Consider the following 13,875-nt stretch of genomic DNA (forward strand, 5'->3'; position numbering starts at 1 on the left):
GCCGGGCCGGCACGGCAGATGTGTTTCGCTTGCGCTAGAAGCGCGCCCTGCGCGGCCCTCGGGCGCGTGCGTGCGCCCCCATTCGATACTCCGCTCATGCACGAAGCGCGCCCGCGCATCATCTCGGTCCGCTGGGCTCAAAACTACATGCATAGCCCTGGGGCGCGATTTTTCAGTGCCCCTTCGTACATGAGGAAATACCCGTCGATAAAGCCCCAGTTGAATCCTGCGGTTTTATCGACGGATATTTCCCTAGCCACAAGATGGCACCGAAAAACTGCGCCCCAGAAAATACTATTCGATTGGCAGCATTTTCTCGAACGCATTTTGATTCATGCGTACCCCGAACGACCGACGACAATATACACGTTCGCGGGGCGCCCCTTGCGTGGGGCCACGATGACGACGGGCGGCCCCGTGCCTATCTCCTCTCTGCGCACTGCCTGCACACGGAACTGAGCTGAACCCTCCCACAAAGAAGTCAGGCGCACCCTACGCGCCCTCGCTAGCAGGGCCCTCAGACATCAGGAACGACACGACCTGCCCGCTCGCTTCAAACCCCTCATCAGCCGGTGTTCTGAAGACCGGCGGAGACACCCGTGACGGTCGCAAGGATCAGGCTCAGATACTTGGCGCGTGCCTCCTCGGACAGCCCATCGCCCTCATCGCGCACGATACGCAGAGCGCGCACCTGCGCGAGCGACAGCACGTCCACGTACGGGTCGCGCACGCGCACGGCCCGGCCGAGCACGCGACGGTGCTCGAGCGGCCATTCGTCACCCACGATGGCAAGCACCCAGCGGCGCGTGAGCTGCATCTCGTCATACACCGCGTGCGCCAGGTCGGAACGGTCGCCCAGCGCCAGGTACATCTTGGCGATACGCGTATCGGTCTTGGCGATGGACATCTCAACGTTGTCGATAAACGTCGAGAACAGCGGCCACTCGCGATAGGCGCTTCGCAGCGTTTCCACGTCGCCAAACGCCTCACAGGCGCTGCCCAGGCCGTACCATGCAGCCAGGTTGATGCGCGCCTGGCTCCAGCTGAACACCCAGGGAATGGTACGCAGATCGTCAAGTGACTGCGCGCCGAGGCCGCGCTTTGCCGGACGCGAGCCGATGGGCAGAAGGCCCACTTCGGCCAGAGGCGTCACCACCGAGAACCACGGGGCAAAGTCGGGCGTGCCCAGCAGCGCAAGGTAGCGCTCGTGCGACACGCGGTCGAGCTCGCGCGCCATGTCGAGGTAGCGCTCGGTCATCTCGGTGTTGGCCCGCTCCACCGACGGCGCGGAGTTGAGCAGCGTCGCCGCCGCAACGTTCTCCACATGGCGCTGGGCGAGCACCGGATTGCCGTAGCGCGCGAAGATGACCTCGCCCTGCTCGGTCACCTTGAAGAAGCAGCGCACCGAGCCCGCCGGCTGGGCGAGCACCGCACGATTGGCCGGTCCTCCGCCGCGGCCCACCGCGCCGCCGCGGCCGTGCATGAGCACGAGGTCGATATCGTGCTTCTCTGCCCATGCGGCAATGCGCTTCTGCGCAAAGTGCAAGGCGAGCGTGGCGGTCGTGGGACCGGCGTCCTTGGCCGAATCCGAGTAGCCGAGCATGACCTCCATCCTGCGCCCCGTTTGCGCCAAACGGGCCTGAACCGCTGGCAGCTCGAGCATGTCATCGAGCACGTCGACACACCGCTCAAGGTCCTCCAGCTGCTCAAACAGCGGAATGACATCGAGCGCCGGCACGTCCGACGCGTGCGCGAACGCCAGGTTCGCAAGCTCGTAGACGTCCGCCACGTTCTGCGCCGACTTGGTAAACGAGATGATGTAGCGGTGTGCCATCTTGGGCGCATAGCGCTTCTGGATGGAGCTGATCGCGCGGAAGGTGTCGAGCACCTCGCGCGTCATGGGCGCGAGGTCGCCGTGGATGCCGTGCTCGCGGATATCCGCAAGCGCGCGGGTATGCACGAGCGAATGCTGACGAAACTCCATCTCGACCATATGGAAGCCGAAGGACTCAACCTGCCAGATCAGCGTCTGGACCGGCCCGTACGCCGCGCGCTCGGCGCCCGCCGCCGCAAGCGAGCGCTGCACGACGCGCAGGTCGTCCAACAGCTCGTCCGCCGAGGCGTACAGCACGTCCGCGTCGCGCGCGACCGTTCCATCTAGGCGGTCCGCCATGACGAGCATAACGGCGCGGTGCGGTTCGGACTCCGATATGTCCTTAGCGCGGCTCGTGATGATCTCGCTCATCTCGACCTGATGGTTCCAGAGGTTGAGTAGCTCGTCGGAGGGCTTGGCGTACCCCGCTTCGAGCGTGAGGTTGCGTCCGACGCGCCGGCACTTGTCCGCAAGCTTCGCGACCATGTGCTTGTAGAACTTCGCGGCAACCTGACGGCTCACCTTGGCGGTCACGTTGGGATTGCCGTCGCGATCCGATCCGATCCAGCTTCCCGGATGGAAAAACGCCGGGCACACCGGCGGCACGACGCCCGCGCCCTCACCGAGCACCCAGTCGTCAAAGCGGCGGTAGATGCGCGGCACGGTATCGAACAGCGTATGGTCGAAGATGTCGATAATCGTGTCGGCTTCCTCGACGGGCGTCGGCTTCTTGATGGCCACCGGCGAGGTGCGCACGAGAGCGTCGATCTCCTGCAGCATATGGCGCTCGTTTTCCACGAGGTCCGACCCGCCGAGTCGCGGTCGCTCGGCAAGCAGCTTGCCGATGCGGCGAATCTTGCCCTCCACGGCGCGACGACGCGCCTCGGTGGGATGCGCGGTAAACACCGGATGGAACTCGAGCTTGCCCAGCAGCTGCGTAGCGCGGTCGACGCCGACCTCGTCGATCAGCTGTTTGAAGGCGACCGTCAGCTCGTTGGACGGGTCAACGTCCGATTCGATGGACACCAGGCGCTCGCGGTCGTGCAGCGTCTCGACGCGGTAGTTTTCCTCGCACAGGTTGGCAAGGTGGAAAAATGACGTGAACGCGCGCACGAGCGTCTCGAGCGTCTGGATGGGAAGCTCGTCGACCAGCTCCACGGCGGCACGGAAAGCGCTGTTGCTATCGCTGGTGGCATAGGGCACGCCCTGCTCGTCAACCTGCTCGCTTGCCGCAGCGGTACCCGGATTGCCCTCATTGGCGTGAATGGCATGGCGCAGCAGCACGTCAAACAAATCGCAGACCGCGGGGTCGTACTCATTCAGCACACGGCGCTCGAGACGCAAAATCAGTGCGAGATTTGCCCGAAGGCTTTCCGGGATCTCGATCTCGGCGAGCGGACCTGCGGTCATCGCTGTCGCCGTCGCCTCAAGCTCTGCCTTCAGAGACGCACGGTCGGCCGTCTGCTGCTCGATTTCGTCCGACATCCGCATACCTCCCCTCCTCCTACAAAAGAAGAAACCACCCACCGATGATTCCCGCCTTTTGAAAGAAAGAACACGATAAGAACACTTGGTCAGTATACGAAAGTCAGCCACACCGGCAACGAGTTTCACAGAGTTCACGCTTTAGCAAACTAAATTGAGTCGGAACCCCGATTCAATTTGCCGGCAAAACCCAATCCACCTTCGAGGCGCAGCGCCAACGCCCGCCAAAAAAGCGACCGCACCCGAGACAATCGGATGCGGTCGCACATCACGCGGAAGAACTGCGCCGTTCAGGCGCGATCCTTCGGCCGGTTAGTTCATACGACGACGCATAATCCAGACGCCGGCGCCAAGGCAGGCGGCGCTTGCCGTCGCAACGGCCGCCACGACAGCAAACGAGCTGTCGCCGGTCTGCGGCAGATCGCCGGTCGGCTTCTTGGTGTCGGTCGGCTTCTTGGTGTCGTCGGGACGCTGCGTGGGCTTCTCGGTCGGATCATCCGTCGGGTCCTCGGAAGGATCGGTGCTCGGATCGGAAGGATCGGTGCCCGGGTCAGTTGCCGGCTCCTCGATCGTGATGACCGCAGGATCCGAAAGGGCCGTCAGACCAGCCGCATTGGTGACCTCGACGACATACGTCTTGGCACCGACCGTATCGGTGTCGACGGCGAGCTGGGGGCTCGTCGCGCCATCGATCGCGGTAAAGGCGGACAGGTCGTCAACGGACTCGATGGCGCCATCAGCAACGTACCACTGATACGTCAGGGCATCGGAGTCATAGGCGGCCTCAGCGGTGACAGCGAGGTCGTCGGCGGTTGCTCCCTGCTCGTACGTCGCGGAAGCGGGCTGAGCGGTGATCGTCGGCGCGGACAGTGCATCGGCATACACGAACGGCTCGACCATGGCGTCGGCATCGGCGTCGTAGTCGCTCGGAACGAAGGGCTCGGCCGTGTCGCCGGCAGCCACGTAGTCGCGAATCTCGTCGAGCAGCGTATCGGCCTTTGCATACAGCTGCTCGGTCACAGTCTGGAACGCCTCGTTGGCCAGCGCGGTGCGCTCATCGCCCGCGGGCAGCTGCTGCATCGCGGCATCGATCTGCTCCTGCTGATCGATGATGGACTCCTGCAGGACGTCCAGGTACGCGCGCACGCCCTCGGCTACGGTGCCGCGGTTGGCGTCGGACAGCGTGTTGATGTCCATGAAGACAAAATTGAGCACGGTGCCGTCGTAGTCGGTCATACCGTCAGTTCCGGTGTGGGACACGTCGAGCGTCTTGGAATCCGGATAGTACGCCTCGTCGACCTCGGTAAGCAGGGCGCCGTACACCGGCAGGAACACGTTGAATTCCGCCGGGGAGGTGGCGATCCACTCGATCGTGGCGATATCGGAGGAGAGGCCCTCGCGGATCTGGAACATGTGCGTCTCGGTGGTGCGCTGGCTACCGATGGCCGTGACACCCGAAATGTTCGCGTTCACCGCAGGGCTGTCCGACTGCTCACCGCGCGCAGCATACGAGCGCAGCGCCGTCATCAGGCTGATCGGCTCGGTGGAATCGCCGGGCTTGAACATGAGCTGCGGGTCGGCAATGCTCGTGACGCTGTCGTTTTCAACCGTATAGTCGGTACCCTCGACCATGTCGACGCCGAAGTACAGGCGACCCTGCACGTAGCGCGGATTCGCCGTGCGGGACTCGCCGTAGCTCTTGGCGACGTTCATCGTGCCGTCGTCGTAGGTCGTGTAGGTTCCGGCCTCCTTGGCGACCTCGACCAGGCGCTCCGAGTGCAGGCACACGGAGTCGTCGTCAAGGTCGACCTTGAACTGCAGGCTGCCCATATTGGGGTTGCTGGAAAGCACGTCGTCCGGCATGACGATGGCGCACCACTGCGTGCCGGAGAGCTGCATGAACACCCAGGTTTCAGCGCTGTCGGCGATGATGATCTGGTTCGCATGGTCCGAGCCGTACTCGTCGACGATCGAGCCGAGCAGCTCAACACCATCACGTGCGGACTCGGCCTGGCCGAGCACCACGTCGGCGATGTTGAACTCGCCGATGCCCTCGCCGCTGTACGGATCGACCGCAAGAACGGCGTCATTGGTATAGGTTGTTTCCGTTGAGGAGAGGGACACACCGTTTTCGTTCGTGCCCGCCTCGGAATACGGAGCAGGGGTTCCGTAGCCATCCCACACAGCCGAAGCGTCGCGCACATAGGTGTAGCGATAGGTCGTGCCCTCGAAGGTGTAGTTAAAAACCGACTCCTCGGAGATGTAGGTCGGATTCGTCATGGGCTCCTGAACACCGAAGAGCTTCGCGTAGCGCGTGCTGAAATCCTCGGAACGGCCGACGTAGGTGTCACCCGTCGCCGTCAGGTCGCTGCCCATGTAGATCTGGGTGCAGGCGAGTGCGTCAAGAGGCATCGCCGTCAGCAGTGCCGCAGCGAGCATCCCCCCCCCTGCAACCTTTTGCAACAATCGCTGTACTCTCACATGCGCTCCTTTCCACGTGCCCCGCGGGGCACCCGTTCTTGCCAGCGGTGCAAGCAGGCGCCGTGCATCAGCCAACCATGCAGCGCTCAATATGCGATTCTAGAACTCGTCTGCTAGTGTTTATGCAAACGGTCGGTGTGCGGTATATAAATGGCGCCCTGAGGACTGCGATGTCACAAAACGGTAAAAAGCTTATTAAAAAGCAGGTCAGCGCTTTAGTCTGATGACTCGCAGAAGCTGCTGTCAGATTGTACGCAATATCGCCCATTCATTTCAGTACCGATCTATATTCATTATTGATGAGTAGCTCATTCATTTTATCCATGGCATCCAGCTCGGATGAAACCCACGAACGCACCCGCTACGCATCGTCACAAAAACGGCGGCCCGCATCGCCAGATACGGGCCGCCGAGCGGTCTCTACGGAATGAAGTCGCCCTCGGGTGCCGGCTTATGCGAGCAGGCGGCGCACCGCGTCGACGATCGCGCTGCGGTCCACGAGCTCCTCGTCGTGGCTCACCATGTCGCGGACCTTGACCTTGCCGGCCGCGAGCTCGTCGCCGCCGACGATCAAGATCAGGCGCGCACCGAGCTTGTCGGCCTGCTTGAACTGGCTCTTGAGCGAGCGCCCCTGGTAGTCGGCCTCGGTACGGATGCCCGCCGCGCGCAGCTCGTGCGTGAGCGCGAAGACCTCGCCACGCAGCTCGGAGCCCGCATGCGCGACATAGATGCACGAGGGCGCGTCGGAGGCCATGTCGACGCCGAACGCCTCGAGGGCGAGCATGGCGCGCTCGAAGCCCACGGCAAAGCCCACGCCCGGCGTCGGCTTGCCGCCCTCGAGCTCCACCAGCCCGTCGTAGCGTCCACCGCCGCCGATGGAGCCCACGCCGGCGCCCGGCGCCTCGACCTCGAAGACGGTGCGGGTGTAGTAGTCCAAGCCGCGCACGAGCGTGGGGTCCTCCACATACTCGATACCGGCAGCATCGAGATAGCGCTTGACCTGCTCGTAGTGCTCGCGGCATTCGTCACATAGGTTGTCACGCATAAGGGGCGCGTCAGCCATAACCTCGCGACAATGGTCGTTCTTGCAGTCGAAGGCGCGCAAGGGGTTGACCTCGGCGCGCTCGCGGCACTCGTCGCACATCTCGTCGGCATGGTCGAGGATGAACGAGCGCACGGCATCGCGATAGGCCGGACGGCATGAAGGGTCGCCCATGGAGTTGATGAGCAGGCGCAGGCGCGACAGGTCGAAGCCCAGGCGCTTGTAGAACTCCATCAGCATGATGATGCACTCGGCGTCGGCCGCCGGGTCGGGCGCGCCGAGCCACTCGATGCCCACCTGGTGGAACTGACGCAGGCGGCCCTTCTGCGGACGCTCGCCGCGAAACATCGCCTCGGCATAGTAGGCCTTGAACGGCGTGGAGCCCTGCGGAACCAGGTTGTTCTCCACCACGGCGCGCACCACACCGGCCGTGCCCTCGGGGCGCAGCGCCAGGCGCTGCTTGGCCTTGAGCTTGGCGTCGGTGCCCTCCTCGAGCACGCGCGCGAAGTTGGCGCCGGAGAAGACGCGGAACATCTCCTTGCGGACGACGTCGGTCGACTGGCCGATGCCGTGCACGAACACGTCGAGCTGCTCGATGGCCGGCGTCTCGATCGCGTCGAAGCCATAGGGCTCGAAGACGCTCGCCGCCACCTCCTGCATGCGCTGCCACGCGCGCATGTCGCGCCCGATCAGATCCTTGGTGCCCTCGGCCCGCTGTGCTTGCATGGAGATCCTCCCCGTCGCCTCGATTCATCGACCACCCATTATATCCATGGCTCCTCGCACGCGGTATCATTCACAGCGAAATCCATGTACCTCCCCGCACGTTGACGCCCTGCCGCCGCGCGCCGCTCGACAAAGGAGCAACCATGCATCAGTTCCGCAACGACTACAGCGAGGGCGCCGCGCCCGAAATCCTGGATGCGCTCGTCCGCACCAACGCCGAGCAGACCCCCGGCTACGGGACGGACGCCCATTGCGCACGCGCAGTCGAGCTCATCTGCGCCGCCGTCGAGCAGCCGGATGCGTTCGTGACCTTCGCTCCCGGCGGCACCGTGGCAAACATCCTCGCCATCTCGGCGCTCACCGACGAGTTCGAGGGCCCCATCTGCGCCGCCGACGCGCACCCCACCATCCATGAGACGGGCGCTATCGAGGGTTGCGGGCGCCGCCTGCTCGCCACGTACGACGACCTGGGCGTGCTCACGCCCGAGGGCGCGGAGGGCGTCTGGCGCGTATGCGCGGCAAACGGTTGCCACACCACGCGTCCCGGCATGGTCTATTTCTCCGACACCACCGAGCTCGGGCATGTGTGGACGCGCGCGGAGTTCGATGCGATCTGCGACTGGGCCGACGCGCACGAGCTTGCGATCTACGTCGACGGCGCGCGCATGGCGAGCGCCATGACCGCCGACGGTGCCGACCTGGATATCGCCCACATCGCGGCGCGTGCCGACGCCTTCACGCTCGGCGGCACCAAAAACGGCATGCTCTTTGGCGAGACGCTGGTGGTGAACAGGCGCAGCGAGCGCGGACGCCGCGCCATCGAGCGCCTCCCCTACCTCACCAAGCGCGCGGGCGCCATGACGGCGAAGGGCCGCCTGATGGGCGTGATGTTTGAGGCGGCGTTTGACCACGCCAACGCCGACGCGACCGGCGAGCTCGCTTACTGGCGCTACGCGCGCCACGCCAACGCGGCCGCGGTGCGCCTGGCGCACGGCATGATGGAGGCCGGGTACGAACCGTATCTGGAAACCACGGGCAACCAGCAGTTCTTCTGGGTCGCACCCGAGCTCGCCCAGCAGCTGAACCGCGCCCTCGGCACCGAGATCTCGCTGGTGGACGATCCCACAGGCGCCGGGCGCGTCGTCGCGCGCTTCGTCACCAGCTGGGCGACACCGCAAGACGCCGTGGATGAGGCCATCGCCTTCGCCGCGAAGCTGCTCGCCTAGCGGCGCCCGCGCCGGCGCAAGAACGAGAAGTGCGTCTCGGACAGCACGATCGAGCAAAAAATCAGCGCAAAGCCCGCGAGCAGGCGGACGGTGAGCATCTCGCCGGCCAGCACGACCGAGAAGAACACGCCCGAGGGTGACTCCATCGACAGCAGCAGCGAGCCGGTGGAGGAGGGCACGTGCGCCAGGCCGATGTTTTGGATGAGCAGACCCACGCAGGTGCAGATGATCGAGAGGAATGCGATCACGCCCACGAGCTGCGGCGTCCAGGCGCTCGCCGGCACAGCGGGCTCGCAGGCCAACGTGCTGACAAAGCTCAGCGCGCCCACCGCGGCGAACATCCAAAAGGTGAGCACGTTGATGTCCATATCCTGACCGTACTTCGCCGCCATCGCGATCTGGAAGGCGAAGAAGATCGCGCCGCCGAGCGTGAGCGCGTCGCCGAGCCCGACGGTCAGGCTGTCGAGCGCCACCAGGCCGATGCCCGCCAAGCACAGCAGCGCCGCCCCCATGTTGTAGCGCGTCAGCTTCTCGCGACTGATCAGGTAGCTGATGAAGGGCACGAGAATGCAATAGGTCCCGGTCAGAAACGCGCTCTTGCCCGCCGTGGTATCCGTGAGGCCGATGGTCTGCAGGCTGTAGGCCGCCCATTCGAGCACGCCCATGCCGAGCCCCACGGCCAGATAGCGCGCGTTGAAGTGCGCCAGCACGCGCCGGTGGAACAGGACGAACATGATGATCGCCGAGGAGCCGAAGCGCCACGCGAGCAGATAGAAGCTCGGCAGCACGTCGAGGGCGTCCTTCACCACGTAAAACGAGAAGCCCCAGATGCAGGCCATGGATACGAGCAGCAGCTTCCAGAAAAGCGGCGAGCGCGCTCCCGCGCCGCGCAGGCGTCCCGCGCCACGATCCTCCGGCGCGACCGGCGCGTCGCTGCCCCATATGTGCTTCTTGATGGTTTCCATGCGGTCCAATGTATCAGGATGCGCATGTCCGCTCAACGCGGGCCGGTGGCGCCGCCGAGAATTAACATGCCCCGCGACGTGCGGCATCCCAAGCGGCATCCCAAGCGCCACAGCGGCCCGCCCTGCACAAAACGGGCCGCTGCGCATCGGCAGCGGCCCTGATCATCGCTGTTGTGCGGGTATCTCCGTTAACGCACCTGCGCCACGTGCACCACGTTGGTGGAGGTCACGCCGTCGGTGAAGGTGATGGAGGTGTCGGGGTCGCCCACCGTGAGGACGGCGACGTCGCCCACGCGCACCACGCCGCGCTTCTTGGCGCACTCGAGCGCCGTGCGGACGATGTAGCGCTTGTCGCCGATCTCGCCCTCGGTGACCGGGTCGACGCCCCAGTAGATCGTCATCTTGCGCGTGGCCGCGTCGTGCGGGGTCACGGCCAGAATCGGCAGCATGGGACGGAAGTTGGACACCAGGCGCGCGGAGCGTCCGGACTCGGTCGGAATGATGATCGCGCGGGCCTTCACGTTGAAGGCGGTGCTCACCGCCGCCAGGCCGATCGCGCTGTTGATGGCGCGAATGCCCGTCTCGTCGGTATGGATGTCCAGACGGTTGTGCTCGGGCATGGTGGCCTCGGCGATCAGCGCGATGTTGGCCATCATCTTGACCGCCTCGAGCGGGTACTTGCCCGCCGCGGTCTCGCCGGACAGCATCGTGGCGTCCGTGCCGTCGTTGATGGCGTTGGCGACGTCGGTGACCTCGGCGCGCGTCGGGCGCGGATTGCGGATCATGGAGTCGAGCATCTGCGTGGCAGTGATGACCGGCTTATACGCCTTGTTGCACTTCTGGATGATCTCCTTCTGGATGGTCGGGCAGACCTCGGGCGCGACCTCGACGCCCAGGTCGCCACGGGCGACCATGATGCCGTCGGACTCCTTCAGGATCTCGTCGAAGTGATAGACGGCCAAGGCGCACTCGATCTTGGGGAAGATGTCGATGTTCCCGCCGCCGTTCTCCTCGCACAGCTTGCGGATCTCGCGCACGCCGGCGGCGTCGCGGATGAAGGAGGCGGCGATGAAGTCGATGCCTTCCTCGATGCCGAACAGGATGTCCTTGCGATCCTGATCGGTGATCGTGGGCAGCGACAGCCTGGCGTTGGGGACGTTGACGCCCTTCTTCTCGCCCAGCTCGCCGCCGTTGTCCACATGGCAGACGATATCCTGGCCGGAGATGCTCTTGACGGTGAGGCCGATCAGGCCGTCGTCGATCAGGATGGTGCCACCGGGATGCACCTCGCGCGGCAGCTCGAGGTGATCGAGGTAGAAGTGCTCAGCGGTACCCTGAAGGTCCTCGGAGGTCTCGGCAGCGGTGACGGTCACCGTGGAGCCGGCCACGAGCGCGACCTTCGCGTGATCCTTGAGGAAGCCCGTGCGGATCTCGGGGCCCTTGGTGTCGAGCAGGATGCCCACGGGGATGCCCAGCTCGCGGGAAATGCGCTTGACGCGCTCCATGCGAACATGCTGCTCTTCGTGGCTTCCGTGCGAGAAGTTGAAGCGGGCGACGTTCATGCCCGCCTTGATCATCTCGCGCAGGATGTCATCGTCATCGCAGGCCGGTCCCATCGTGCATACGATCTTGGTGCGCTTGTTCATAAAGAACCTCCGTCTTCCGTTGTCCGATTCAGTTTGCAGGGATTAAACGTTGTCGGTCACAACAGACTCAGCTTAATGCAAATATGTCCGTGAAAATCGCAATATCGGTGAGGGACCGTAATGTTTGGTGAGCGTACCACCAGCTCAACCGCGTTTCACATTCCCAAATGTTATATCCCCCGATGCGACGAAGGCACGGCAGGGACAAGGCGGCACGGGGGCGCCGGCAGGGGGTCATCTGACGAAGCGACGCCTCGTCCGAAAAGGAAGACGCACCGCCCGTCGGCTTGCTCCCGTCGGGTCAGCGCCCTATGAAAAAAGCCTCGAAGCACGAGGCTTCGAGGCTTGATGAAACGTATGGGGTCGATGCCTTACGCGCGGCCCACGGAACCGAGGTTCTCCATGCGGATCTTGACGATCTTGGTGATCTCGGCCATACCGGCCTGGCCCGGCTTCTTGGGGTCGAAGCAGGTGGGGTTCTCGGCCATGTAGGCCATGAAGCCCTTCGTGAAGGCCTGACGCAGCTCGGTGGCGTAGTTGACCTTGCAGATGCCGTTCTTCACGGCCTCGGCGACCTGCTCATCGGGCACACCGGAGGTGCCGTGCAGGACGAGGGGCACGTCCACGGCGGCGCGGATGGCCTTGACGACGTCCTGCTCGATGTGGGGCTCGGCGGTGTAGACGCCGTGCGAGGTGCCCACGCCGATGGCGAGCGAGGTGCAGCCGGTGCGCTCGACGAACTCGCGGGCCTCGTCCGGATCGGTGTAGGGGCTCTCGCCCTCGACCTCGACGTCGTCCTCCTTGCCGCCGACCTTGCCGAGCTCGGCCTCGACGGGCACGCCCATGGCGGCGCCGGCGTCGGCGACGAGCTTGGTGAGGGCGATGTTGTCCTCGAAGGTCTCATGGCTGCCGTCGATCATGACGGAGGTGTAGCCGGTGCGCAGGGCCTTCATGCAGCGGTCGTAGCCGTCGCCGTGATCGAGGTGCAGGGCCACGGGAACGCTCGTGCGCTCAGCGGCGGCCTTGACCATGCCGTAGAAGTAATCGAGGCCGGTCATCTTGATGGTGCCGGAGGTCGTCTGCATGATGACGGGGGACTTGGTCTCCTCCGCGGCGGCGAGCACCGCCATGACGAACTCGAGGTTCTCGACGTTGAAGGCACCGACGGCGTAGTGGTTCTTCTGAGCGTCGAGCAGCATGTCCTTGGTGGTAACGAGCATCGGTGTTTCGCTCCCTCCTGCCGCCGCGCACCGCGCGGATCGGCCCGCATCGGCGTCGCATCCTTGCGTGCGACGCACCTGTTGCCCCTATTGTACGAAATCGACAAATCTGCTGTTCACGGCTTAGGCGAGCGGCAGCGCGCAACCGGAAAGCAAAGAAAACCTTCCTGCGCGCACCTCGAGGTGCCTCCATGCGCGCCCCCGCCCGACAGGCGGCGCTCACCGGCGCGCCACGCGGGCGCTCTGCGTGCGCGCCACATGATTTGCGTTAAAACAAAGGATTCGCAAGCGTTTTGCTTTCCAAAAAGAAAAATAAAGCAAAATGGATTCTGCACATTTGGCACACATTCGCATTCGTGTCGTCACGCCAAAGGAGGACCCGCCATGGCCGATCACGCGCACTCGTTTGCCGAGGAGCGGCGCGCCGCCATCATGGGAATGCTCGATCGCAGCGCATCCGTGCAGGTGGCGGAGCTTGCCCGCACCTTCGGCGTGTCGGCGGTGACCATTCGCACCGACCTCGATGCCCTGGAGGCCGACGGCAAACTGCGCCGCACCCACGGCGGGGCCGTCTCGCTCCACAAGACGCTGACCGTCTCCATCCAGGACCGCCGCGTCAACGTCAACGCCGCCGCCAAGCAGGCCATCGCCCGCCGCGCCATAGAGCTTGTCGACAACGGCGACTCTCTGCTCGTCGACTCGGGCACCACCGCCCTCGAGTTCGTGCGCATGCTCGGCCAGCGCACGGGCATCACCGTCATCACCGCCGACCTGTCCATCGCCAACTACATCGACGAGAGCCTCCCGGGCGTCGACGCCATCCTGCTCGGCGGCTCGCTGCGCAAGGGCCATCGGTACCTGCAAGGGCCGCTCGCCATGCGCTCGCTCGACATCATCCACGCCGACAAGGCCTTTTTGTGCCCCACCGCCATCGTCGCGAACAGCGGCCTTATGACCAACTACGAGCAGATGGCCGAGGTCAAGCGCGGCATGATGCACGCGGCGCGCGAGCGCATCGTCCTTGCCGATGCGAGCAAGATCAACGGCCGCGGGCTGTTTCGCTTCGCCGGCCTTAGCGAGGTCGACATCGCCGTGATGGACGCGGACCCCGCTGGCGTCGTCGCGGCCGAGCTCGAGCGCCTGCCGGAAGGAGCGCCGCGGCCGCGCCTCGTCCTCGCTCAGCCCTGACCGCGACATACGCCAGCCGCGCC

8 protein-coding genes are annotated in these 13,875 nt (G+C 64.7%); 2 read left to right on the plus strand and 6 right to left on the minus strand.

Going from position 1 to position 13,875, the window contains the following annotated elements:
• Positions 1 to 565: 565 nt before the first annotated feature.
• The 3 genes from QUW00_RS08000 to hisS form a co-directional block, all read right to left on the minus strand.
• Positions 566 to 3,283 (minus strand): phosphoenolpyruvate carboxylase, encoded by a 2,718-nt coding sequence (locus QUW00_RS08000; protein WP_289613892.1) that lies wholly within the window; start codon positions 3,281 to 3,283, stop codon positions 566 to 568.
• Positions 3,284 to 3,670: 387 nt separating this feature from the next.
• The gene (locus QUW00_RS08005; protein WP_289613858.1) at positions 3,671 to 5,797 is read right to left on the minus strand and encodes a C69 family dipeptidase; all 2,127 of its coding nucleotides are present in this window, start codon (positions 5,795 to 5,797) and stop codon (positions 3,671 to 3,673) included.
• A gap of 493 nt (positions 5,798 to 6,290) precedes the next feature.
• A complete protein-coding gene (gene hisS, locus QUW00_RS08010; RefSeq protein ID WP_289613859.1) occupies positions 6,291 to 7,607 on the minus strand; it encodes a histidine--tRNA ligase in 1,317 nt (438 codons plus the stop codon).
• Between the two features lie 143 nt (positions 7,608 to 7,750).
• Between hisS and QUW00_RS08015 the strand changes: the two genes are divergently transcribed.
• Positions 7,751 to 8,833: a threonine aldolase family protein gene (locus QUW00_RS08015; protein ID WP_289613860.1), complete on the plus strand. Its 1,083-nt coding sequence runs from the start codon at positions 7,751 to 7,753 to the stop codon at positions 8,831 to 8,833.
• Here QUW00_RS08015 and QUW00_RS08020 read toward each other — a convergent pair.
• The 3 genes from QUW00_RS08020 to QUW00_RS08030 all read right to left on the minus strand — a co-directional run bounded on the left by QUW00_RS08020 (position 8,830) and on the right by QUW00_RS08030 (position 12,664).
• Positions 8,830 to 9,798 carry a DMT family transporter gene (locus QUW00_RS08020; protein WP_289613861.1) on the minus strand — a complete coding sequence of 323 codons (969 nt, stop codon included), beginning with the start codon at positions 9,796 to 9,798 and terminating at the stop codon, positions 8,830 to 8,832. The two genes, QUW00_RS08015 and QUW00_RS08020, sit on opposite strands and share 4 nt — an antisense overlap.
• 188 nt (positions 9,799 to 9,986) lie before the next feature.
• Entirely contained in the window at positions 9,987 to 11,444 is a 1,458-nt protein-coding gene (pyk, locus tag QUW00_RS08025; RefSeq protein WP_289613862.1) for a pyruvate kinase, read from the minus strand.
• 371 nt (positions 11,445 to 11,815) lie between these two features.
• Positions 11,816 to 12,664 carry a class II fructose-bisphosphate aldolase gene (locus tag QUW00_RS08030; RefSeq protein ID WP_289613863.1) on the minus strand — a complete coding sequence of 283 codons (849 nt, stop codon included), beginning with the start codon at positions 12,662 to 12,664 and terminating at the stop codon, positions 11,816 to 11,818.
• A gap of 384 nt (positions 12,665 to 13,048) precedes the next feature.
• On the opposite strand from QUW00_RS08030, the gene QUW00_RS08035 reads away from it, so the two are divergent.
• Positions 13,049 to 13,852: a DeoR/GlpR family DNA-binding transcription regulator gene (locus QUW00_RS08035; RefSeq protein ID WP_289613864.1), complete on the plus strand. Its 804-nt coding sequence runs from the start codon at positions 13,049 to 13,051 to the stop codon at positions 13,850 to 13,852.
• Positions 13,853 to 13,875 lie beyond the last annotated feature (23 nt).

Origin of the sequence: Collinsella tanakaei, assembly GCF_030373545.1 — a bacterium.
GTDB lineage: Bacteria > Actinomycetota > Coriobacteriia > Coriobacteriales > Coriobacteriaceae > Collinsella > Collinsella tanakaei_C.

Bases quoted from the DNA above. Each gene is read 5' to 3' on its own strand.
- QUW00_RS08000 (WP_289613892.1), bottom strand. From the start codon at position 3,283: ATGACCGCAGGTCCGCTCGCCGAGATCGAGATCCCGGAAAGCCTTCGG.
- QUW00_RS08005 (WP_289613858.1), bottom strand. From the start codon at position 5,797: ATGCTCGCTGCGGCACTGCTGACGGCGATGCCTCTTGACGCACTCGCC.
- hisS (WP_289613859.1), bottom strand. From the start codon at position 7,607: ATGCAAGCACAGCGGGCCGAGGGCACCAAGGATCTGATCGGGCGCGAC.
- QUW00_RS08015 (WP_289613860.1), top strand. From the start codon at position 7,751: ATGCATCAGTTCCGCAACGACTACAGCGAGGGCGCCGCGCCCGAAATC.
- QUW00_RS08020 (WP_289613861.1), bottom strand. From the start codon at position 9,798: ATGGAAACCATCAAGAAGCACATATGGGGCAGCGACGCGCCGGTCGCG.
- pyk (WP_289613862.1), bottom strand. From the start codon at position 11,444: ATGAACAAGCGCACCAAGATCGTATGCACGATGGGACCGGCCTGCGAT.
- QUW00_RS08030 (WP_289613863.1), bottom strand. From the start codon at position 12,664: ATGCTCGTTACCACCAAGGACATGCTGCTCGACGCTCAGAAGAACCAC.
- QUW00_RS08035 (WP_289613864.1), top strand. From the start codon at position 13,049: ATGGCCGATCACGCGCACTCGTTTGCCGAGGAGCGGCGCGCCGCCATC.